Here is a 332-nt window from a genome sequence, read left to right as displayed (position 1 = left end):
GGTGAAATTCCGCCCGGATCGATATCCGGGCGGAAAAAAATCAGAAGTTCAGGCCGCTTTCGCGGGCTGCATCTGCCAGAGCCTTGATACGGCCGTGATAGATGAACGCGCCACGGTCGAATACAACATCCTTGACGCCAGCCTTGACGCCGCGCTCGGCAACCAGCTTGCCGACAACAGCTGCTGCTGCAACGTCGGCGCCAGTCTTGAGCGAGCCGCGCAGATCGGCTTCGAGCGTGGAGGCAGACGCAAGCGTCTTGCCAGCAACGTCATCGATGATCTGGGCGTAGATGTTCTTCGACGAGCGATGAACCGACAGGCGCGGGCGGCCG

The 332-nt window shown here is 61.1% G+C and carries 1 protein-coding gene; it reads right to left on the bottom strand.

Going from position 1 to position 332, the window contains the following annotated elements:
- Positions 1-40: 40 nt before the first annotated feature.
- Positions 41-332: 50S ribosomal protein L18 (gene rplR, locus EN804_RS35645; protein WP_135922377.1), on the bottom strand; the 292-nt coding region annotated here is incomplete at its 5' end.

The organism is Mesorhizobium sp. M8A.F.Ca.ET.161.01.1.1 (assembly GCF_004792105.1).
In the GTDB taxonomy this organism is placed as follows: Bacteria; Pseudomonadota; Alphaproteobacteria; order Rhizobiales; family Rhizobiaceae; genus Mesorhizobium.
Note: the sequence above shows the minus strand (reverse complement) of the source record. Positions and strands in the feature narration are given on the sequence as shown.